This is a genomic window from Paucibacter sp. PLA-PC-4, assembly GCF_026241155.1.
In the GTDB taxonomy this organism is placed as follows: Bacteria; Pseudomonadota; Gammaproteobacteria; order Burkholderiales; family Burkholderiaceae_C; genus Roseateles_E.
In genome coordinates, this window is sequence record NZ_JAPFGP010000038.1 from 1 (window position 1) to 17674 (window position 17674).

Genomic DNA, 17674 nt, shown 5'->3' on the forward strand with positions numbered 1-17674 from the left:
GGTCGTCTGTCAGGAGGTCGTGCATCGCGCACACCGTCTCCATCGACAACTCACGGTGATCCCACAGGTACTGGCCTGCCAGCTTGTGATTCAGCGCGAGGAGCGCATCCTCCATCGGCTTGTCAGGGTTCCTCTCCCCATACTTGATCAGCGCCTCCGTATCCAACTCCGAATACGTGCTCCCTTCGAGCAAGGACGAGGACCATGCGAACAGGACGAGGAACTGAGCGAGGTACTTCCGGTCCGGCTTGTGGGCCAGGCCCTGGATTTGCGTACATCGCAATGCTCGTTCCGGGTCGATGTTGGGAGTCGGCTCAAGCAACTCCTGCCTGAACGGAGCCAGTGGACGCTCGGCCGCCGGCCGGGCAAAGTAGGCGTCGACCTCTGCGCGCGTGAAGGGCGTGGTGCTCACGTAGCGCGTCGACCGACCTTTCCCGAGCGGCTTGATGCTTCCTTGGGCCACGAGCGCTGAAAGCTGGCGATTGAGCGTGGAGCGGCTCAGCCGCTCCTCAAGGGACGTCATCAGCATGTCCGGGGCCATTCCGCAGGCTCCGGATGCACGGATGAGACTCAGAATCTCTTTGCCCATGACAAGATTGTAGAGGGCTATCTAATTGATTTACAAAGAGTTTATGTTTTTTTGTCAAGCTCTTCTGAAAATCTCCGAATCTCCTCAGGCCGCCGTGGTGGCTGGGTGCCGGGCTGAATATCGATCAAGCCAAGGTGCTTGCTATTGGGAGCAGTCTTGCCGCCTTTCATTTCCATGAGCCTGAGGCGCGGGCTGACCACAAGGCATGAGGGCCGGCGACCCCTGAAATCCAAGCACGGTTCATCTCAGCACCGGCATTCCTCGGACGTTTGGTGCTGCCACATCGCCGCGTAGGTGCTGCCTAGCGCCATCAGCGTGGCGTGGTCGGCCCGCTCCACCACGGCGCCGCCCGCCGGCACGGCGATCTCGTCGGCATGCCGGATGGTGGCGAGGCGGTGGGCAATCACGATCAGGCTGCGGCCTTGCAAGAGCGCCAGCAGGTTCTGCATGATTTCTTGCGCGGTGTGGGCATCGGGCATTGAGGTCGCCTTGTCGAGGATGAAGAGGCGGTGGCGCCGAACGATGGCTCGGGCGATCGCAGTGCGCAGACGCTCCCGCCAGTGCGTTTCGCGGGCGAGGCATCGTTCGCCAAAGCGATCCAGGGTCTCTCGTTCGGCTCCAAAGCACTGATGGGCTCGTAGTTGATCAGGCCGTCAGCCATCAAGCCCTGCATATCGACCATGGTGTCGATGGGGGTGGCATACCGATGTCGGCAAGTACCACTCGACAACTGGCGCAAGCTGACTCGCTCGATGAGCGCGGCCAGCCGATCCATCTCAAGCTCAGTCTTGTCAGCGGCTCCACGCTCAACGCCATCAGCCGATGGGCGCAGGTCAATCTAGCGCCACAGACGATCGTGTTCAGCGATGGCCTGGGCTGCGTTGCCGCCGTGGCCGATGCCGGTTGTCTCCACATGCCTCGGGTCGTCGGCGCGCTGAAGCCCCGAGATCTGCCCGAGTTCAAATGGATCCACACCGTGCTGGGCAATCTCAAGACCTCGCTGGCCGGCGCGTTTCATTCGCTCAACTACCGAAAGTACGCCACCGCTTGCCTCGCAGCGTTTGCATAACGGTTCAACCATCGCCTCGACCTACGCGGGCTTGTGGCAAAGCTCGTCGTCGATGCGGGGCGCTGCGCACCCGCCAAAAAGTCGGTCATCAAGGCGCTGGCTGAGGCACGGTTCTAATCTGGAGCTGACTTGGTAGCCTCCTTGCTCCTGACAAGCTCAGCCCCTGAACCTTCGGCGACGAATGGTCCAGTCAGTTGGGGCAACCCGCCTTATTGATCTCCGTATCGGCAAACGAGGGCAGGGCGGCACGTTTGACGTGTTGCTGTCGAAGCAGGCTCATGCCGAGCATTGCGGCCGCGCCAGCGCCGAGCACAAGCGTCGCATAGATGCCCATGGTGTAGCTGATGGGCGCTGTGTTGTTCCAGGAGCGGGCGATACCCAGGAAGGATGCATACAGCCATGACACCGACGAGATGGCCGCAAACAGGGTCAGTGCGAGCATTCGGGCTTGCGGCAGATCGAGGAAGATACCGCCTTGCTTGAGGATCGGGAAGGCGAAGCGATGCATCAACAGGCCATTCACGCTGAGTACGATCACCGTGGAGATCTTCGCCCACAGCTTCTCGTTCATCAGGTACTCGGGGTTTTGGGCGTATCCCAGATAGACCAGGGCCGCGCCGCTGAACCACAGCGCGATCAGGGCGAGAGTCATCGTGGTTTTGGTGCCGCCCAGGTCCTGCAGCAGCTGTGGCGACGGGCGCATGTGGACCGAGCGGAGGAATCGAAAGTCGAAGTCCAGCATCTTCCCGACGGCCACGGCCATCGCGAGAAGATGGCAGAAGGTAAGGGCGTTCTTGAGCAACATGGAGTCCTTGGCCGATGGCGCTTGAGGTGCTTGTTGCCCGGTGAGTGCCCGGTGCGATGGCTTTGGTTGCGGCGTCTGGACGCAAATATGCGTCGGATGCCGCCGGCTTCAGCGCTCGGCCACCCGGCGCGCCCGGGGCGCCAAGGCTTCTAGTGCGAGAAGCGCGTCGGGCAGCGCCGCACCGCCACCGAGAATCTTCTCGACGACCTGACGATCCACCCCAGGTGCGATGGCCTGCAGCAGCGCCACAAGTCCGCTGACATGGGCCGCAGCCATCGACGAGCCGCTGGCGAAGTCGTACCGGCTCCCTGGTGCTAGCGTCAGCACATCGCGCCCTGGCGCGCGCAGCACGGCTTCTTGCCCTGGCGACTCTGCCATGCCCACCGTGATCACGCCGGGCACATTGGCCGGAAAGCCGCTGCGCCGGCTCAACGGTGGCTGCGCAGCGATCACGAGGCGGTCCTGCTTGATCAGCTGTGTCAGCAGTTCAGCCAGCAGCGGGTCGCCGGGTCCGCCCAGGCTGAGGTTGAGGATGCGCGCATCGGTCGCCATGACCGCCGCCAGCGCCTTGGCCAGCGTGAAGGAGTTGCATCGCGCAAGTGGCGCAGCCGGCGCCGGCGGATACCAGCAGGCCTTGTAGAGGCTGATGCGCGCGTCGGGAGCGATCCCAACAATGCCTCGCCCGTTATTGCCTGCCGCAGCGATGATGCCGACGACTTCGGTGCCATGACGGTCAAGTTCGAAGGTGGCGCGATCCGCGTCGACCAGATTGTCGACGGCCTGGATGCGGCCGCGCAGATCCGGATGCTCGGTCTGTGCGCCGGTGTCGATGACTGCAATATGGGCACTCTTGCCGGTGCTCAGACGATGGGCCCGTGCGGTTTTCATCGCCGCAAAGCCAAGTTGCAGTGGCAAGTAGGGATCGTTGTAGACGAGTTCGGTCGCGGACTGCCCAGTGGCGTGCACCGAGAAGTCTTGCAAGGGTTGGGCTAACCGTACGCGCTCATCGCGGCTGAGCCGGGCGACGATCTGCTCTCGCTCGGCGTTGGCGGCGATCTCGAAGACCACGCAGTGCACACCGAGGGTCGGGATAGGCCAGGCTGCCGTTTCCCGCAGGTTGTACTCATGCGCGATGGCGGCCAGCGTGCGTGCCGCGCGGCTGCCCTGGGTGTAGCGAGGCGGGCCGCCATAGCTGGATAAACTGGTGCCAGCCCGGCTTGGCACGCGTTCCAGCGGGTTGGCAACGGCCACCACGACAAAGCGTTCGCTATTTGCTTGCATCCTGGCTTCGCCGCCGCGGGCGAGCTCAGCTGCTGCCGCGGCCGCCGGCGGCCCGACCAGCGGCAGGCTGCTGCAGCCGGCCAGCCAGCAACACAGGGCCAGTGTTGGCAGCCAGGCCTTCACGGGGAGTCTCCTATCGGTTCGACCAGGCGCATTCCGGGTGTGCTGCGCAGCCGCTCGACGGTCTGTGCAGTGCTGCGGCGCGTATCGACGAACGAGAGCGCGTAGGCGCCGGCCGAATTGGGGCCGCCGCTGACCTGCAGGCCGAGCTCATCGAGCAGCGTGTTCCAGTCGGCGAGCGTGAGTCGCCCGTCGGGTACGACACGGATCTGTGCCTTTGGCGTGGCTTCGGTACCGGGCGACTGACTCAAGGTCTTGAAGTCCGTGGCGTCTTGTGCAAACCAATGGGGTAACAATGCCGCCAACGCCAAGGCCTGCAGGGCCACACAGGCAGCCAGTGCGTAGCTGGTGCGCGTGCGGCCGCGCCTGGTGGGCGCTGGAGTGGCGGTAAGAGTTGGCGCGGGCTGTTCGAACTGGGCGTCGAGATCAAGCCGTTTGAACAAGCGCTCCAGGCCGGGTTCGACTGCTGGCGCGTGGGTGGGGGGCTGCGACAAGGCGTCTCGCACCAGATACTGGTGCTCGAGTTCGGCGCGGCAGGCCGCACAGCCCAGCAGATGCTGGGCGGCGCTGGTGCGTTGGGCCTCGCTGGCGCTGCCATTGACGATCCAGGGCAAGGTCTGTTGCGTCAGCAAATGGGACAGGTCCTGATTCTGAGGGTCGGTGTGAGTAGGCTTCATTTCCGCATTCCTTGGGCAGGGACCTGCCGATCAGCCAGCACGGGCAGCAGATTGCGCAGCTTGACCCGCGCGTGGAACATGCGCGCTTTGACGGTGCCGACGGGGGAATCGGTGATCACGGCAATCTCTTCCAGCGAGTGGCCGCCGACATAGGCCAGCTCCAGCACCAGGCGCTGGTCGAGCGAGAGCCGGTCCATGCCCTTGGCCAGCCAGTCTCGCAGTTCGCGACCGTCCCCGGGGTTGTCGCTCAAAGCCTGCTGATGTTCGTGGGCCTCGTCGTCCAGCGCTATCGTGCCGAGGTCGGCCCCGCCGTCCTGGCGCAGGGCCTTCAGACCGCAGCGGTAGGCAATGCCCATGATCCAGGTCGAGACCCGGGAGTCACCCCGAAAACTCTCGGCCTTCTGCCAGACGATCCAGAAGCAGTCGTTGATGATCTCCTCGATCAGTTCGCCGCGACGGGTCAGCCGTGCCAAAAATTGGCAGAGCCTGGGGTGGTAACCGCGGTAGAGCGTCGCCAAGGCGGCGCGATCACGTGCTGCCACCTGGCGCAGCAGCGTCAGATCGGTGGCATCGTCGCGGGAGGAGGCGGTCATGGGCAAAAGAAACAAAATGTGAACATTTGCCAGGTGAGTGCCTGCAACACGCCTAAAAGTTGCTTGCGGCTTAAAAAGAATGTGTCAGCGCGGCCGACCAGTGCCCCGGCGTGCCGGCAGTCAGCAGGGAGCGCGCGCGTCGATCGGTGCTCAAATAGCTGAGCTCCACGCGCCAATTCTGCCGGTGCCAGGCCAGGCCGGTGCTGCCATAGCTATAGCGCCCGCGCGGCTGCACACTGGCCTGGCCGAGCGCGGCGGTCAGCGAGAACTGCTCGCCCAGCGGCCAGCGAGCACCGACGTCGAGCGTCCAGCGCAAAGGCGCGCTGTCGCTGCGGGTGTGCGGGTAGTGGTAGAGCGAGGCACCGAACACCCAAAGATCCCGGAAGCCGAAGTTCAGCCCGGCTTCGGCGCGGTCGAATACCCGCGAGGCCCGATCACCCGGGTAGGCGTAGTACTGCAAGGAGGCCTGTGACTGCCAGTCATTGCTCAGTACCCAGTCTTGGGCGGCACGGACAATCACCCGCGAGGTCCGGCTGCCAGCCTCCTGCAGGCCCAGCGCCAGCCCCGCAGACCAGCCGCGCGGGTCATAGAGCGTGACGACGCCTTGTAGAACCGGCTTGCGCTCGCCAACAAAGGCGCCGCGCTCGGTGAGCTCGCTGCTCAGCGCCACCTCGGCGGACCATTCGCGCGCCTGTGCCCGAACTTCGGACGCCCAGGCGCCGGCCCATAGCACGGCAAAAATGACGTTCAAAAGGGTCGGCGCACAGTGGTCCAGGCGCTGAGCCCTGGCGGCGGGAATGACGGAGTTCGAGCTCAAGGCAGGTGCTATTGACGGGGGGCAAGCGGGGAGACAGCATTCTTGCATCAATGCCTTTTCTCGCCGTCAGCGATTTGAAGAACAGTCGCCAGTCCATCAGCCGCACTTCATCCCCGCCGAACTCTGCAGTTTTCGGTCTCGACATTCAACCTTTTCGCACCATACAGGCACTCACCTGCGAGTCAATGGCTGAATGCGAAAGGAAGCTCATGCGATCGGTGAAATGGGGATGGGGCGCCGCGTGCGTCTTGGCGGCACTGGCGGCCGGCTGCGGTGGTGGCAGCGGGGATGGTCTGGATGCCAATGGACGGCCAGTGGGGGAGGGGGACGATTCGGGAGGCCCGATGACGGCCAGTTTCCGATCGATACAGGCGCAGGTGTTCACGCCGGTCTGCTCGGGCTGTCATGCCGGCGGCGCGGCGCCCGCAGGTTTGCGCCTGGATGTCGGCAACAGCTACATGATGCTGGTCGACGTGGCCAGCGTAGAGGTGCCGTCGCTCAAGCGGGTGCAGCCCGGCAATGCAAGCAACAGCTACTTGATCCACAAGCTCGAGGGACATGCTGCCGTCGGTGCACGCATGCCTTTGGGTGGCCCTTTTCTTGACGCGACGACCATCGGCTTGATACGCCAGTGGATCGACAGCGGAGCGCCGCAATGAGCGCGCATCGCTGGATGCGCCGTCTCATGCTGCTGTTGCTAGCGCTGCCTGCTTTGGTCTGGGCGGAGCCCTATCTGGCAGTGCGCTACGGCATGCAGTGCTCCGGCTGCCATGTGAACACGAGCGGTGGTGGCTTGCGCAATGCGGTCGGCAATGCCTTTGCCAAGGGCAGCATCGCGGCCAATCCGCTGCCGCAAGCTCTCTCCGGCTGGACTGGCAGCTTGTTCGATGAGCGCTTACGGCTGGGGGGTGACCTGCGCAGCGCCACGACCCGCACTGAAGTGTCAGGCCAGCCCACACAACGTGTCAGCGGCACCGAGCAAGCCAGGCTCTACGCCGATGTGCAGCTGGTCAAGGACTGGCTCGGCGTCTACTTGGATCAGCAGGTGTCACCCGGCAAGTCCTTGCGTCAGGAGGCCTATGTAAGGCTGTCGACGCCTGGGATGGGCTGGTACGCCAAAGCCGGTCAGTTCTACCTGCCGTTTGGATGGCGGCTGCAGGACAGCCTTAGCTTCGTTCGCCAGCTCAGTGGGGTCAGCATGACCGTGCCTGACAAGGGCTTGGAGCTGGGCATGGAGCGCGGCGATTGGTCCGCGCAACTGGCCTATACCAACGGAGCGGGCAAGCGACGCAGCGACGCCGGCCACCAGATCACAGCTCAACTGAGCTGGCTGCAGCCCTGGGGGCGGGTCGGCCTGGCGATGGCCCAAGTCAAATCGCTTGGGGGCAATCGCGACGCCTGGGCGCTGTTTGCCGGCACAACCACCGGTCCGGTCGCCTGGCTTGCCGAGGTCGACATGGTCGGCGACAGCGGCTTCCCCGAGGGCAGACGCCGCCAGATCGCCTCGCTGCTGGAGGCCAACTGGCTCATGGCTCAAGGACACAACCTCAAACTGGGCGGGGAGTTTCTGGACCCGGACCGACGCATCGGCAACGACCACAAGGTTCGTTACAGCTTGATCTACGAGTACACGCCCATCGCCTTCGCGCAGCTGCGTACCGGCTATCGCAGCTTTGGCGGCATTCCTCAGAACGCGCTGGATAACCGGCGCCAAGCTTTCGTCGAGTTGCACGCCTTCTTTTAGCGTGTCCGGACCGATCGGCCAGTGTGCCGGTCGGTCGATCGACCCCGATGGACACCCAGGAGTTGCCATCACACAATCCAAAGCGAGCTGAGCAAACTTTGGAAACCACGTGGCATATCCGGATTCGGGGGCGTTCGCCCACCAGTCGAAAACTCTGCAGTGCGAGCCCATTCCACAGGCAGCAGCGAGTCTGCCGTCCGACGCAAGTACCGCGCCTGAAAGCGGGCCAGGTGCGAGATTCTTCGGGCCACTGGCGGCGTGCAAGGCGGCTCTGGCTGTGGCGGACATCCCGCGCGCGCTCGAACATGCCGGCGACGCCTTGGCCTCTGCCGGCCACGACGCCGAACTGGCTGAAAGTAAGTACTGGATCGCAAAGTGCCACTACATGGCCGGCGAGATCGATGTGGCGATACTGCTTGCGGCCGAATCCTGTGCCGCCGCTGTGTCGGTGGGTGAGCCGGCCCTGCTTGCGCGCGCACAGATTCTCGAGGCACGGTGCCTGGAGTCAGCTGGTGAAGTCCAGGCTGCGCTGGACCTCGTGATTCTGGCGCTGGAGGTGTTGGAGGACTACGGCCGGGTCGACGATGAGGCCCGGACTGTGGAGCAGTCCGCCGTGCTTGCGCTGGGCGTGGTCTACCTGCACCTTGATGAGCTGGAACTGGCCATGCAGAACTGCCTGCATGCGACCGAGCTTGCTCGCCAACTGCCCGATCCCTCCACCTACTGCGCAGCACAGGACACGGTGGCCTGTGTGCTCGCCGCCCAGGCCGCCCAGGCGCGCGAAGCCGGTGATCGGATCGGCGCCGAGCGATTGGAGAGGGAGGCCATTGCGCGTTCGCAAGAGGCTGTGGAGATCGCGCGCCAGGTCGGCCATGCCGGCTATGAAACCAGCGCGCTCTTGAACCTCGCGGAGTCGCTGACACTCGTTGGCGAGGCTCCCGAGGCGATGCGCTTGCTGCGGCGGTGGGAGTCCCGGTACGCCGGGGCTCTGCCGCGCCACTCGGCTCACCTGCAAGACTCACTGGGACAGATTTTCCTGGCCATGGATCGCCCAGACGAAGCGGTGCTTGCCTTCGAGCAGGCTCTGGAGCAATGCCACTCGGAACCACATCGAGCTGTCATCATGGAGCATCTGTCGCAAGCGTTGGAGCGTTGCCAGCGTCTTCAGGAGGCCCTCGATCATTACCGGGCCTTCCACCGAGTGCATGCTCGCATGAGCACCGAACGGGCGCGCCGTAGTGCGCGCGTCGCGGCATTGCGTGTGGACATCGAGAAAGAGCGCGCACGGGCTCGCAAGCTGGCATCGTCGAATGACGAGTTGCGCCGCCGCGCCGGCGTTCTGGAACGTCAGGCCAACGAGGATGTGCTGACGCGCCTGCCGAACCGGCGAAGGGTCGAGGCGTTTTTGGAGGGCGAATTTGGTGCCTGTTCCGCCGCGTTGATTGATGTCGACAACTTTAAACAGGTCAATGACCGCTTCTCGCACGCCATCGGCGATGCGGTCCTGCAGCAACTGGCCGGTCTGATGCGCGACAACATCCGGCCCGGTGACCTGGCCGGCCGAATCGGCGGCGAAGAGTTTGTCGTGCTGTTCAAAGGCGGCCCCAATGCCGACCCGCTTGCCGCGTCTGAAAGGCTGCGCCGCGCGATTGCTGGTTTTGATTGGACTTCGGTGGCTCCGGGGCTCGTCGTGACCGTGAGCATTGGACTGGCGCGCGCCGGTGAAGCGGGCACCGGCCCGCTTCTACTCGAGATCGCCGATCAGCGCCTCTACGCGGCCAAGCGGGCGGGACGCAACCGCGTTGTCGGATGATCAACAGCGTGTTGAGCGCTTAAGCTCGACCGGGTCGAGGGCCCCGCCCTGCTCGGAGTTGGTGCTTAGCGTCTGCGCCGCCCAGGCCGCTGTCTGCTCGGCCTGCGCATCCTGCCCGCCCGCCGCCGATGCCCCTGGAGCCAAGGTAATGCCGAGGGTGTTTCGCTTCGACGCCGACATCATGCTGGCGAAGCGGCGCGCTAGGTATGATCGTTACCTTGGATAAGGAGTTCGCATGCCCAAAAATAACAGCCCGGACCTGAGCGCGCCCGCGCGACGCGGCAAGCGCCCCGCGCGCAAGCCGACCGCCGCATTTGACTTCCAGAGCGATGCGCTGGGCTACAAGCTGCGTCTGGCGCAGGTGCGTGCCTACGATCTGTTCTTCAAGACCTTGGCGCCACTCGACTTGTCTCCTGCGCGTGTGACAGCGCTGTCCCTGATCGCGATGAACCCTGGGATCAACCAGTCGGCCCTAGCCAAGGAACTGAGCGTCGCGGGTCCGAGTGTGCTGAAGGTTGTCGATACCCTCGAGGCCTCAGGCTGGGTGCGTCGTGTCGACGTGGAAGGGGATCGGCGGCGCTATTCCCTGGAGATCACCGAGCAAGGGCATGACTATCTGGAGCTTCTCAGCGAGAAGCTGAGCGAGTACGAGGTCAGGCTCTCAGAGGGGTTTACCGCGGCCGAGCGGCGCAGCCTGATGCAGATGCTGGACCGCCTGGCCGTTTGAGCTTTCCTCTTGCCTCGGGTCGGGAGGCCTGTTGCCCAGGCTCAGAAGTCGACCACCAGCCGAGCGCTGCGAGCACGCGAGCAGCAGGGCAGGAACTGAGTGTTGGCCGCCTGCTCTTCGGGGGTCAGGTATTGATCCCTATGCTCTGGCTCACCGTTGAGCACGGTAGTCAGGCAGGTGCCGCACACCCCTTGTTCGCATGAGGTGTACAGCGGCACGCCAGCATCCTGCATGGCTTTGGCGGCACTGTAGCCAGCCGGCACCGCAATGAGCCGGCCGCTGCTGGCCAACTGGATCTCGAAGGGGCGGTCCGCGCCATCGGCGGCGGGCATCGGTGCCGCAGCAAAGAGCTCTCGATGCAGCCGCGCGGCTTGCCAGCCGCGCCCTCGAGCGCTGTCGAACACGGCATCCATGAAGCCAGCCGGGCCGCAAACATAGAGCTCTGCATCGACCGGCTGTGCATCCAGCACAGCAGCGATGTCCATCGTGCCGGCCTCGTCGCTGATATGCAGCTGGGTATGAGCGGCCAGCCTGCCTTGCTGCAAAGCATCGAGGAAGGCCATGTGCGAGCGCGATCGGCCGGCATAATGAAGTACGAATGGCCGGCCCTCGCGTGCGAGCTGGCGGGCCATACTCAGCACCGGCGTGATGCCGATGCCACCGGCCAGCAGCAACTTGGGAGCGGGTGTTGCCCGCAGCTGGAAGTTGTTCTTCGGCGGACTAGTGCTCAAGATGTGGCCGACCTGCAATTGCTGGTGCACTGCGATGGACCCGCCTCGCGAAGCGGCTTCATGCAGAACGCCCAAGACATAGTGCCCGCGCTCGGCTGGATCGCTGCTGATGGAGTAAGGGCGGATCAGGCCGCCAGGCAGGTGCAGGTCGAGATGCGAACCCGCATCGAAAGCAGGCAAAACCTGACCCGGCAGCGCTTCGAGCGTGAGCTCCACGATCTGCTGTGCGGCGGGCCGTTTGGCTGCCACCCGCAGTTGCAGCAGAGGCTGTGCCGTGCTCATGTGTGGGCCTCCGCTGCCAGCATGTGGTCGATGAGCTTGCGCGACTGCACGCCGCCGCTGTCGATATTGAGCATCAGCAGCTTGCGCTCGGGCCAGGCCAGCAGATTGAGTTGCTGGCGCTCCAGCATCTCTCGGTCTTCCGCAAAGATCTTGCCCTGGCCCTCGCGGATGCTGTCCGTCAGTGCTTGGTCCTGCGGTTTGAACTTGCGGGCCATTCCCCAGAAATAGTGAATCGAGGTGTCGGTCTCCGGCGTGATGAAGTCCACCACCCAGCTGGCGGCCTTGACCGCCTCGGGCGCCGCGTAGCCGCCCTGGCCAGCCAGGGCCACGCCGACCTCGATCATGATGTGGCTGGGGGGCGTGAAGCGGCAGATCTGCCAGCGGTCGACCAACTGCTCGTCGGGCAATCCGTTCAGTCGCAACGCCATCTTCCAGAAGGGCGGCGCTTCGATGGCCGTCATGAAGCGCTCGGTGATCACCTGTTCGCCGTCGACGCGGGTTTGGCAGGGCACTTCATCGATTTCCTTTTGGCCGATACTGGTCGAGTGCACATAGGTCTCGTGCGTCAGGTCCATCAGGTTGTCTATCATCAGCCGGTAGTCGCAGCCGATGTTGTAGAGGCCGCCGCCATAGGCAAAGGCCGGATTGCCCAGCCATTCAAACTTCGGGATGGCGGCCACATCGGCCTTGGCGGTATCGCCCGGCCAGACCCACACGAAGCCATGCTCCTCATGGATGGGAAAGCTGCGAATAGCTGGAAAGCCACGCACACGCTGGCAAGGCATGGCGACGGTTTTGCCGTCACAGCCCATCGCCAGGCCGTGGTACCCGCAGACCAGGGTGTCGCCCTCGACCCGCCCCAGCGAGAGCGGCGCGCCCCGATGCGGGCAGAAGTCCTCCACGGCGGCGATCTGGCCGGCGCTGCTGCGGAACAGCGCCATCGGCTGATTGCAGATTCGTCGGCCCAGCGGTCGGCCGGTCGGGATCTCTTCGCTGCGCGCGGCGACGTACCAGGTGTTGAGCGGGAACATCGATCTCTCCTTCATCTATCAGATCAGCGCGGGGCCAGGCGCAGGGCGCCGTCCAAGCGGATGACTTCGCCGTTGAGGTGCCCGTTGCTCGCGATGTGCAGGGCCAGCGCGGCGAACTCATCCGGGTGGCCCAGGCGCTTCGGGAAAGGGATGGCGTCAGCCAGCGACTGCTGCACCACCTGCGGCAGCTCCTTGAGCAAAGGCGTGGCAAAGATGCCGGGCGCGATGGTGCAGACTCTGATGCCCCACTGCGCCAGGTCGCGTGCCAGTGGCAGCGTCATGCCGGCGATGCCGGCCTTGGAGGCCGCGTAGGCTTCCTGCCCGACTTGGCCGTCGAAGGCCGCGACCGAGGCGGTGTTGACGATGACGCCGCGCTCGCCGTCCTCCATCGGTTCCAGCAGGGCGGCACGGGCGGCCATCAGTCGCACCATGTTGTAGGTGCCCAGCAGATTGATGCGCAGCGTTCGTTCGAAGTCGTCCAACGGAGCCGCTGAGCCGTCGCGTTGGATGATGCGCTTGGCCCCGCCCACGCCGGCAATATTCATCAGCACCCGGGTCGGACCATGGGCCGCAGCTGCCTCGTCCAGCGCCGCAGTGGCGGAGTCGGCATCGCTGATATCGCATCGCAGGGCCAGCGCATGGCCGCCCTGTTGGCGCATGTCGGCCGCGACGCGCGTGGCGGCGTCCAGATTAATGTCCAGCAGCGCCACGCGCGCACCGGCCCTGGCCAGGGCGCGGGCTACCGCCTCGCCCAGACCAGATCCTGCGCCGGTCACGACGGCGGCTTGATATTCGAGATTCATGCTTCTATGCCCCGAGGTGTTCGAGTTGTTGTGACAGCCCGTGCAGCACCTGATAACAGGGCAGCACCTGGGCCACGCTGGCATTGGGCTCGCGGCCTTCGCGGATCGCCGCGACGAACTCGCGGTCCTGAAGCTCAATGCCGTTCAAGGAGACGTCCACCTGGGTGACGTCGATCGGTTCTTCCTTGCCGTTGACCAGGTCGTCGTAGCGGGCGATATAGGTGCCGGTGTCGCCGATGTAGCGGAAGAAGGTACCTTGGCCCGACATGGGCCCGTCGTTGTTGAAGCTCAATGAGAGCGTGCAGATCGCACCGTTAGCGGTCTGCAGTTGGATGCTCATGTCCATCGCGATGCCCAGCGCCGGATGGAGAGGTCCTTGCATCGCATGGGCTCGCACGATGGGGCTGCCGGCCTGGTACGCGAATAGATCCACCGTATGGGCGGCGTGATGCCAAAGGAGATGGTCGGTCCAGCTGCGCGGCTGGCCTAGCGCATTCATATTCGTGCGACGAAAAAAATAGGTCTGGACATCCATCTGCTGGATGTTGAACTGGCCGGCCTTGATCTTGCGGTGTAGCCATTGATGGCTGGGGTTGAAGCGCCGTGTGTGCCCGCACATCGCGACCAGGCCGGTCGCGTGCTGAGCCTGCACCACGGCCTGGCCGTCCGCGAGCAGATCGCATAGCGGAATCTCGACCTGCACATGCTTGCCCGCGCTTAGGCAGGCCAAAGCCTGCGATGCGTGCATCTGCGTGGGCGTGCAAAGAATGACCGCATCCACGTCATCCCGCGTCAGCACCTCTGACAGTTCGGTGCCGGCATGGCCGATGCCGTAGCGGGCGGCGACTTCGCGGGTCTTGTCCAACTCTCGGCCGATCAAGGCGCTGACCTGCACACCGTCGATCAGGCGCAGCGCGTCCAGGTGCTTGATGCCGAAGGCGCCGGCACCGGCCAGCGCAATTCGCAGGGGCGTGTTGTTCATTGGTTCTCCAGGATCAGATGGCCTACGGCGGTGTTGGACGCCGGCACGTGATAGAAACGCTGTGCGACGAGGGGTGGCGGGCCACCGGCGATATCGGCCATCGCACCGCGCGCGATCAGCCACATCACCAGTTCGATGCCTTCGGAGCCAGCTTCGCGCACGTACTCGATGTGCGAGACCTCGGACAGCGCGGCGGGCTCACTGATGAGGCGGTCCAGGAAACGGTTGTCCCACTCACGGTTGATCAGGCCGGCGCGTGGGCCCTGCAGCTGATGGCTCATGCCGCCGGTGCCCCAGATCTGCACCTTCAGCTCGGCATCGAATCGCTCCACCGCACGCCGGATCGCTTGGCCGAGCTGGAAGCAGCGCCGGCCCGAAGGCACCGGGTACTGCACCACATTGACCGCCAGCGGGATGACCTTGACCGGCCATGCATCCTTCAGCGGATCGTGCTCGCCGAACATCAGCGACAGCGGCACGGTCAGGCCGTGATCTACCGGCATCTTGTTGACGATGGTGAGGTCGAAGTCATCCTGGATCAGGGATTGCGCGATGTGTGCGGCCAGCTCCGGGTGGCCTTGCACGGCGGGCACCGGGCGTGGCCCGAAACCCTCGTCGGCGATCTCGTAGTCGGCGGCGGTGCCGATGGCGAAGGTGGGGATCATCTCCAGGCTGAAAGCGGTCGCGTGGTCGTTGTAGACCAGCAGCACCACATCGGGCTTCTGCGCCTTCACCCATTGCTTGGCGAACTCATAGCCCTTGAAGACCGGTTGCCAGTAGGGCTCGGCGGTCTTTGCTTGATCCAGTGCGGCCCCGATGGCTGGGACATGGGAGGTGTAGACGGAGGCGGTGATGGTGGCCATGGCTCAAACCTTCTGGCGGCGCGCGGCGGCGCCTTGCGGTTGGTGCTGAGGCTGCGCATCGCCGTCCTCGCCGAGGTAGCGGTTGCCCTGCGGCGAGCGGCCGCCGTTGATCATCATGTCGCGGTACTCCTGGTCGCTCATGCCGGTCATGCTGCCGGCCATCTGCTGGAAGCTGATGCCATCGGTCGAGCCGATCTTGGCGAGGAAATAAATGTTGCCGCCCAGCTGGATGCAGGCGTTGAGGTCGCGGGCCAGCACGGCCGCCTTTTGCGCCTCACTCATCGGCCACTCGTCCAAATAGGCGCGTTCGCCCGCCTTGAAGCGCGCGCGGTTGGCGGCCTTCATCAGCGACATGCAGAACTGGTTGAGCCAATAGCCTTGGCGCGACATGTCCATGTCGAAGACCGTGGTGCCGGGGATGTCGAGATAGGGTTTCTCAAGCGCCATGGGTTCACTCCTCGGGCCAGTACAGGCGCATCGGGTTGTCGACCAGCAGCTTGCGCTGCAGCTCGGCGGTGGGGGCGATATGCAAGATGAAGTCCACCAGCAGGCCGTCGTCGGGCATGTGGTCTTTCAGATTGGGGTGCGGCCAGTCGGTGCCCCAGAGCACGCGGTCGGGGAACTGCTCGACGAGACGACGCGCAAACGGCACGACGTCGCGGTAGGGCGCTGGCTCGCCATCGAGCGCCGACGGTCCGCTCAGACTCAGCCGCTCCGGGCAACTGACCTTGCTCCACACATGGGGGTGTTCACGCATGAAGCGCTCGAACAGTGCGAACTGCGGGCCGTCGATCGGCAGACTCACATCCGGCCGGCCCATATGGTCAACCACCACGGTGGTGGGAAGGGCGCTGAAGAAGTCCCACAACTCGGGCAGGTCCTGCGCTTCAAAATAGACCACCACATGCCAGCCCAGCTTGGCAATGCGCCTGGCGATACGCATCAGCTCGGCCTTCGGCGTGAAATCCACCAGGCGCTTGACGAAGTTGAAACGCACGCCGCGCACACCGGCTTCATGTAACGCCTGCAACTCGGCATCGCTGATGGCCAGGCCCACCGTGGCGACCCCTCGGGCCTTGCCGCCCGAGGCGATGCATGCGTCGACGAGGGCGCGGTTGTCGGCGCCGTGACAGGTGGCCTGCACGATCACATTGCGCGCGAATCCCAGCTGATCGCGCAGCGCGAAAAGCTGCTGCTTGCCGGCATCGCAGGGCGTGTATTTGCGCTGCGGCGCATACGGGAACTCGGCGCCGGGGCCGAATACATGGCAGTGCGCATCGACCGCACCGGCGGGCAGCTGAAAGCGCGGCTTCGAAGGCTGGGGGTGCCAATCCAGCCAGCCGGGCGTCTTCGGATAAGGCATGTCTCAGATCTCCAGCGGCAGGCCGGCATACTGCTCGGCCAGGGCGGCCTGAGCCCGTGTCGAGGACTGCAGATAGGCCAGTTCGTGCTCCTGCGCGCGCCGCTCAAAGTCCGTCGCGGCCGGGAAGCTGTGAAGCAGATTGGTGAGGTGCCAGGAGGTGCGCACGCTGCTCCAGACGCGCCGCAGCGCGGTGGCGCTGTAGTTGCCCAGCAACTCTTCGCTGGCATCGTGGTAGCGCGATGCCAGGGCTCGCGACAGGTAGTGCACATCGGAAATTGCAAGGTTCAGGCCCTTGGCGCCGGTGGGCGGAACGATATGGGCGGCATCGCCGGCCAGGAAGAGCCGGCCGTGAGACATCGGCTCGGCCACAAAGCTGCGCAGCGGCGCGATGGACTTCTCGATGGACGGGCCCTCCTCGATCTGCCTGGCAATCGCCTGCGGGAAGCGCGCCTTGAACTCGGCCCAGAAACGCCCGTCAGGCCAGTCCTCGATCTTGTCCTCCAGCGGGACCTGGATGTAGAACCGGCCGAGCTTGTCGTTGCGGCGCGAGGCCAATGCAAAGCCGCGCGGGTGGTAGGCATAGGTCACGTCGTCAAGCGGCTTGACTCGAGCCATGATGCCCAGCCAGCCGAAGGGGTAGACCTTCTCGTACTCCCGCAGAACGCCGGCAGGCATAGCCCTTCGTGAAGGTCCATGAAAGCCGTCGCAGCCCACGATGTAGTCGCATTTCAGCTCCCGGTTCTCGCTTTGGTGTGTAAAGGCGAGGCTGGGACTGGCGCCATCGATGCCGTGCAGTGTGATGCCGTGCACCCCGTGCAGGAGGGACTGGCCGCGGGCGTCAGCGGCGGCGAACAGATCCTGCTGGATCTGCGTCTGTCCATAGGTTACGAAGGGCCGGCCCAGCATCTGGCCCGAGTTGACATAGAAGCTGTCGCGGCCAGCCCAGGCGATGCGCATGCCGTCATGCGGATGTCCCTCACGGTCCATGCGGTCGGCCAGACCGGCGGCGCGTAGCACCTCCACGCTGGTGCTCTCCAGGACGCCGGCACGGATGCGCGACAGCACATGATCGCGCGTCTGTCGTTCCAGCACGATGCTGTGGATGCCCTGTCGATGCAGCAGATGGGAAAGCAGCAGGCCTGCGGGGCCTGCGCCGATGATGGCGATCTGGGTTTTCATGAGTGGGGGGCTGCTATTCATCAATCGACATAGCGAAGCCCGGCCAGGGCCAGCGGCTCGCGCATCTTGTACATATCTAGGCCGAGCACGCCGGCGGCCAGTTGGTCGCGCTTGGCTGCCTCAAGGGCTTCGCGTGCGCTGGCGGCTTGCAGCGTCTGCGCGGCCCGCGCGGCCGGCACACAAACCACGCCGTCATCGTCGGCAA

The 17674-nt window shown here is 64.6% G+C and carries 19 protein-coding genes and 2 pseudogenes; 5 read left to right on the forward strand and 16 right to left on the reverse strand.

Annotation, left to right across the window (positions count from 1 at the left end):
• Positions 1–589: pseudogene (locus tag OOZ63_RS28450) on the reverse strand (hypothetical protein); the annotation flags it as partial.
• A gap of 245 nt (positions 590–834) precedes the next feature.
• On the reverse strand, positions 835–1068 hold the full coding sequence (locus OOZ63_RS28455; protein ID WP_266009197.1) for a hypothetical protein: 234 nt from the start codon (positions 1066–1068) through the stop codon (positions 835–837).
• Positions 1069–1295: 227 nt separating this feature from the next.
• Between OOZ63_RS28455 and OOZ63_RS28460 the strand changes: the two genes are divergently transcribed.
• Positions 1296–1658 (forward strand): transposase, encoded by a 363-nt coding sequence (locus tag OOZ63_RS28460; RefSeq protein ID WP_266009199.1) that lies wholly within the window; start codon positions 1296–1298, stop codon positions 1656–1658.
• 190 nt (positions 1659–1848) lie between these two features.
• Here OOZ63_RS28460 and OOZ63_RS28465 read toward each other — a convergent pair whose 3' ends face one another.
• From OOZ63_RS28465 to OOZ63_RS28485, 5 genes are all read right to left on the reverse strand, one after another.
• Positions 1849–2463 (reverse strand): hypothetical protein, encoded by a 615-nt coding sequence (locus tag OOZ63_RS28465; RefSeq protein WP_266009201.1) that lies wholly within the window; start codon positions 2461–2463, stop codon positions 1849–1851.
• Positions 2464–2571: 108 nt separating this feature from the next.
• Positions 2572–3867, reverse strand: a complete 1296-nt coding sequence (locus OOZ63_RS28470; protein ID WP_266009202.1) for a S8 family serine peptidase — start codon at positions 3865–3867, stop codon at positions 2572–2574.
• Positions 3864–4541 carry a hypothetical protein gene (locus OOZ63_RS28475; RefSeq protein ID WP_266009203.1) on the reverse strand — a complete coding sequence of 226 codons (678 nt, stop codon included), beginning with the start codon at positions 4539–4541 and terminating at the stop codon, positions 3864–3866. Before OOZ63_RS28475 ends, OOZ63_RS28470 begins: the two co-directional genes overlap by 4 nt.
• Complete coding sequence (locus OOZ63_RS28480) at positions 4538–5134, reverse strand: RNA polymerase sigma factor (RefSeq protein WP_266009204.1); 597 nt, start codon at positions 5132–5134, stop codon at positions 4538–4540. The genes OOZ63_RS28475 and OOZ63_RS28480 overlap by 4 nt, the downstream gene beginning before the upstream one ends.
• A gap of 70 nt (positions 5135–5204) precedes the next feature.
• Positions 5205–5951 carry a hypothetical protein gene (locus OOZ63_RS28485; protein WP_266009206.1) on the reverse strand — a complete coding sequence of 249 codons (747 nt, stop codon included), beginning with the start codon at positions 5949–5951 and terminating at the stop codon, positions 5205–5207.
• Positions 5952–6001: 50 nt separating this feature from the next.
• Between OOZ63_RS28485 and OOZ63_RS28490 the strand changes: the two genes are divergently transcribed.
• The 4 genes from OOZ63_RS28490 (at position 6002) to OOZ63_RS28505 (ending at position 10235) form a co-directional block, all read left to right on the forward strand.
• Positions 6002–6610, forward strand: a complete 609-nt coding sequence (locus tag OOZ63_RS28490; protein WP_266009208.1) for a hypothetical protein — start codon at positions 6002–6004, stop codon at positions 6608–6610.
• Entirely contained in the window at positions 6607–7695 is a 1089-nt protein-coding gene (locus OOZ63_RS28495; protein WP_266009210.1) for a hypothetical protein, read from the forward strand. The genes OOZ63_RS28490 and OOZ63_RS28495 overlap by 4 nt, the downstream gene beginning before the upstream one ends.
• A 277-nt stretch (positions 7696–7972) precedes the next feature.
• Positions 7973–9508: a diguanylate cyclase gene (locus tag OOZ63_RS28500; protein ID WP_416234800.1), complete on the forward strand. Its 1536-nt coding sequence runs from the start codon at positions 7973–7975 to the stop codon at positions 9506–9508.
• Between the two features lie 235 nt (positions 9509–9743).
• Positions 9744–10235: a MarR family winged helix-turn-helix transcriptional regulator gene (locus OOZ63_RS28505; protein WP_266009213.1), complete on the forward strand. Its 492-nt coding sequence runs from the start codon at positions 9744–9746 to the stop codon at positions 10233–10235.
• 41 nt (positions 10236–10276) lie between these two features.
• On the opposite strand, the gene OOZ63_RS28510 is transcribed toward OOZ63_RS28505, so the two are convergent.
• The 9 genes and pseudogenes from OOZ63_RS28510 to OOZ63_RS28550 all read right to left on the reverse strand — a co-directional run.
• Entirely contained in the window at positions 10277–11248 is a 972-nt protein-coding gene (locus OOZ63_RS28510) for a PDR/VanB family oxidoreductase (RefSeq protein WP_266009214.1), read from the reverse strand.
• Positions 11245–12279, reverse strand: coding sequence for an aromatic ring-hydroxylating oxygenase subunit alpha (locus tag OOZ63_RS28515; protein WP_266009216.1), 1035 nt, complete (start codon positions 12277–12279; stop codon positions 11245–11247). The genes OOZ63_RS28510 and OOZ63_RS28515 overlap by 4 nt, the downstream gene beginning before the upstream one ends.
• Before the next feature lie 23 nt (positions 12280–12302).
• Positions 12303–13082, reverse strand: a complete 780-nt coding sequence (locus OOZ63_RS28520; protein WP_266009218.1) for an SDR family NAD(P)-dependent oxidoreductase — start codon at positions 13080–13082, stop codon at positions 12303–12305.
• Positions 13083–13086: 4 nt separating this feature from the next.
• Positions 13087–14064: a Gfo/Idh/MocA family oxidoreductase gene (locus OOZ63_RS28525; RefSeq protein ID WP_266009219.1), complete on the reverse strand. Its 978-nt coding sequence runs from the start codon at positions 14062–14064 to the stop codon at positions 13087–13089.
• On the reverse strand, positions 14061–14927 hold the full coding sequence (locus OOZ63_RS28530) for a class III extradiol dioxygenase subunit beta (protein ID WP_266009222.1): 867 nt from the start codon (positions 14925–14927) through the stop codon (positions 14061–14063). The genes OOZ63_RS28525 and OOZ63_RS28530 overlap by 4 nt, the downstream gene beginning before the upstream one ends.
• 3 nt (positions 14928–14930) lie before the next feature.
• Positions 14931–15374 (reverse strand): protocatechuate 4,5-dioxygenase subunit alpha, encoded by a 444-nt coding sequence (gene ligA, locus OOZ63_RS28535; RefSeq protein WP_266009224.1) that lies wholly within the window; start codon positions 15372–15374, stop codon positions 14931–14933.
• A gap of 4 nt (positions 15375–15378) precedes the next feature.
• Positions 15379–16290: an amidohydrolase family protein gene (locus tag OOZ63_RS28540; RefSeq protein ID WP_266009226.1), complete on the reverse strand. Its 912-nt coding sequence runs from the start codon at positions 16288–16290 to the stop codon at positions 15379–15381.
• 3 nt (positions 16291–16293) lie between these two features.
• Entirely contained in the window at positions 16294–17469 is a 1176-nt protein-coding gene (gene pobA, locus OOZ63_RS28545) for a 4-hydroxybenzoate 3-monooxygenase (protein ID WP_266009228.1), read from the reverse strand.
• Between the two features lie 20 nt (positions 17470–17489).
• Positions 17490–17674, reverse strand: a pseudogene (locus OOZ63_RS28550) (4-carboxy-4-hydroxy-2-oxoadipate aldolase/oxaloacetate decarboxylase); the annotation flags it as partial.

Coding starts and splice junctions, on each gene's coding strand:
- OOZ63_RS28490 (WP_266009208.1), top strand. CDS start 6,002: ATGCCTTTTCTCGCCGTCAGCGATTTGAAGAACAGTCGCCAGTCCATC.
- OOZ63_RS28465 (WP_266009201.1), bottom strand. CDS start 2,463: ATGTTGCTCAAGAACGCCCTTACCTTCTGCCATCTTCTCGCGATGGCC.
- OOZ63_RS28480 (WP_266009204.1), bottom strand. CDS start 5,134: ATGACCGCCTCCTCCCGCGACGATGCCACCGATCTGACGCTGCTGCGC.
- OOZ63_RS28510 (WP_266009214.1), bottom strand. CDS start 11,248: ATGAGCACGGCACAGCCTCTGCTGCAACTGCGGGTGGCAGCCAAACGG.
- OOZ63_RS28455 (WP_266009197.1), bottom strand. CDS start 1,068: ATGCCCGATGCCCACACCGCGCAAGAAATCATGCAGAACCTGCTGGCG.
- OOZ63_RS28505 (WP_266009213.1), top strand. CDS start 9,744: ATGCCCAAAAATAACAGCCCGGACCTGAGCGCGCCCGCGCGACGCGGC.
- OOZ63_RS28495 (WP_266009210.1), top strand. CDS start 6,607: ATGAGCGCGCATCGCTGGATGCGCCGTCTCATGCTGCTGTTGCTAGCG.
- OOZ63_RS28460 (WP_266009199.1), top strand. CDS start 1,296: ATGTCGGCAAGTACCACTCGACAACTGGCGCAAGCTGACTCGCTCGAT.
- ligA (WP_266009224.1), bottom strand. CDS start 15,374: ATGGCGCTTGAGAAACCCTATCTCGACATCCCCGGCACCACGGTCTTC.
- OOZ63_RS28540 (WP_266009226.1), bottom strand. CDS start 16,290: ATGCCTTATCCGAAGACGCCCGGCTGGCTGGATTGGCACCCCCAGCCT.
- OOZ63_RS28525 (WP_266009219.1), bottom strand. CDS start 14,064: ATGAACAACACGCCCCTGCGAATTGCGCTGGCCGGTGCCGGCGCCTTC.
- OOZ63_RS28520 (WP_266009218.1), bottom strand. CDS start 13,082: ATGAATCTCGAATATCAAGCCGCCGTCGTGACCGGCGCAGGATCTGGT.
- OOZ63_RS28515 (WP_266009216.1), bottom strand. CDS start 12,279: ATGTTCCCGCTCAACACCTGGTACGTCGCCGCGCGCAGCGAAGAGATC.
- OOZ63_RS28530 (WP_266009222.1), bottom strand. CDS start 14,927: ATGGCCACCATCACCGCCTCCGTCTACACCTCCCATGTCCCAGCCATC.
- pobA (WP_266009228.1), bottom strand. CDS start 17,469: ATGAAAACCCAGATCGCCATCATCGGCGCAGGCCCCGCAGGCCTGCTG.
- OOZ63_RS28475 (WP_266009203.1), bottom strand. CDS start 4,541: ATGAAGCCTACTCACACCGACCCTCAGAATCAGGACCTGTCCCATTTG.